Source organism: Variovorax sp. 20P10.2.4, from assembly GCF_058244205.1.
Window position 1 is genome coordinate 1 of the sequence record NZ_JBZAYE010000950.1, and the last position, 2,049, is coordinate 2,049.

The 2,049-nt window shown below is 73.5% G+C and carries 3 protein-coding genes; all 3 read right to left on the reverse strand.

The features are described from left to right. Positions 1-675 (reverse strand): amidase (locus tag AC27VN_RS39795; protein ID WP_490880260.1); only part of this gene is annotated, 675 nt, incomplete at its 3' end. A 22-nt stretch (positions 676-697) separates the two neighbouring features. Continuing rightward, entirely contained in the window at positions 698-1,459 is a 762-nt protein-coding gene (locus AC27VN_RS39800) for an SDR family NAD(P)-dependent oxidoreductase (RefSeq protein ID WP_398493322.1), read from the reverse strand. Positions 1,460-1,469: 10 nt separating this feature from the next. Next, positions 1,470-2,049, reverse strand: a 580-nt coding sequence (locus tag AC27VN_RS39805; protein ID WP_490880261.1) for an SDR family NAD(P)-dependent oxidoreductase, incomplete at its 5' end; no start/stop codon positions are given.

Below are 2,049 nucleotides of genomic sequence, written 5' to 3' on the forward strand. Positions count from 1 at the left end.
CAGCAGCCGGGTGTCGGCCACGTCGCGCGCCATCGGGCCGGTGAAGGAGTTGGCCGAATAGAGGTCGGGCGCCTGCAGGTGCGGCACCACGCCGAGCGTGGCCTTGAGGCCGACGATGCCGCAGCAGGCCGCGGGAATGCGGATCGAGCCGCCGCCGTCGGTGCCCAGCGCCAGCGGACCCATGCCGGCGGCCACCGCGGCCGCGGCACCGCTGCTCGACGCGCCGGGCGTGTAGGCCGGGTTGATGGGGTTGAGCGTGCGGCCGAACAGCGGCGCCGTCGGCACCTGCTTGTGGCCGAACTCGGGCGTGAGGGTCTTGCCGATCAGGATCGCGCCCGCGGCCTTGGCGCGCGCCACGGCCACCGCGTCGTCCTTGGGCACGAAGTCCTCGTGGATCGCCGAGCCCATGGTGGTGCGCACGCCCGCCGTCAGTGTCAGGTCCTTGACCGAATAGGGAATGCCATGCAGCGGGCCCAGCGGCTCGCCGGCCATCACGGCGGCCTCGGCGCGGCGCGCGGCGGCCAGTGCCTGGTCGGCGGTCACGGTGATGAAGGCGTTGATCTCGCGGCGCGCCTCGATGCGCGCGAGCGCGGCCTGCACGATCTCCACCGGCGAGGCTTCCTTGCGCCGCACCAGCGAGGCCAGCGCCACGGCGCCGTGGTCCATCAGATCCATGGTCGTTCCTCGAAGTCGGAAGTCAGAGCATCCAGCGGCCGCCGTCGATCAGCAGCGTCTGGCCCGTGATGAAGCGGGCGTCGTCGCCCGCCAGGAAGGCCACGGCCGTGGCCACGTCGCGTGGCGTGCCGATGAAGCCCGCGGGCGTGTCGGCCACGATGCGCGCGAGCACCTCGGGGTTGAGCTGGTCGTGCGCGCGGGTGCGGATCGCGCCGGGGCACACGGCATTGACCGTGACGCCGTGCGGCGCGAGTTCGCGCGCCAGCGAGCGCGTGAAGCCCACCACGCCCATCTTGGCGGCGGCGTAGTCGGCGAGGCCCACGTCGCCGACGAAGGCCGCGTCGGTGCTCATGTTGACGATGCGGCCGAAGCCGCGCGCCTTCATGCCGGGCGCCACTCGGCGCGAGGCGCGCATGGCCGTGAGCAGCGAGACCTCGAGCACGAAGCGCCAGACCTCCTCCCGCGATTCGACGAAGGGCGCGCCGCGTTCGCGCGCGCTCTGGCCGACGTTGTTGAAGAGGATGTCGACCGGGCCGAAGGCCGATTCCACGCCGTCGAAGAAGGCCGAGACCACCGCCGCGTCGGTGCAGTCGCCGCTCACGCGCAGGCAGCGCGAGGCCAGGCCGGGCGCGACGCCGTCACCGGCCAGTTGCGCGTCGAGCGGCGCGCAGTCGAGGTCGAGCACCGCGACGCGCGCGCCCCGTCCCAGGAACTCCATCACCGCGGCGGCGCCGATGCCCTGCCCGCCCCCGGTGACCACCGCCACGCGCCGGTCGAATGTCATCGCGGGCCTTTCAGTGGAAGGTGCGGCCGCCGTCGACAGCGAGCGCGGTGCCGGTGATGTAGCTGGCGCCGGGGCCGCTGAGGTAGAGCACGGCCTCGGCCACCTCCTCGGGCGCGGCGATGCGGCCCAGTGCGTAGCGCTCGCGGATCTCGGCCAGCGCGCGCTCGGGATCGTCGGCGTTCTCGTAGCTGGTGCGGAACAGCGGCGTGTCGATCGCGCCCGGGCAGACCGCGTTGACGCGGATGCCGTCGGCCGCGGTCTCGATCGCGAGCGACTTGCCGAACATGATGACCGCGGCCTTGCTCGCGCAATAGGCGGTGCGGTTGGGCAGCGGCCGCAGGCCGGCGCCCGAGGCGATGTTGACGATGCTGCCGCCACCGGCCGCGCGCAGGTGCGGCAGCGCGGCGCGGCACACCAGCATCGGCCCCGTGAGGTTGACGGCCAGCACGCGTGCCCATTCCTCGTCGCTGGTGGCTTCGAGCGATTTGAGCGCATCGATGCCGGCCGAGTTGACCAGCGCGTCGACGCCGCCCAGCCAATGCGCGGCGCGGTCCACCGCGGTGCGCACGGCCGGCGCGTCGCTCACGTCG

Coding starts and splice junctions, on each gene's coding strand:
- AC27VN_RS39800 (WP_398493322.1), bottom strand. CDS start 1,459: ATGACATTCGACCGGCGCGTGGCGGTGGTCACCGGGGGCGGGCAGGGC.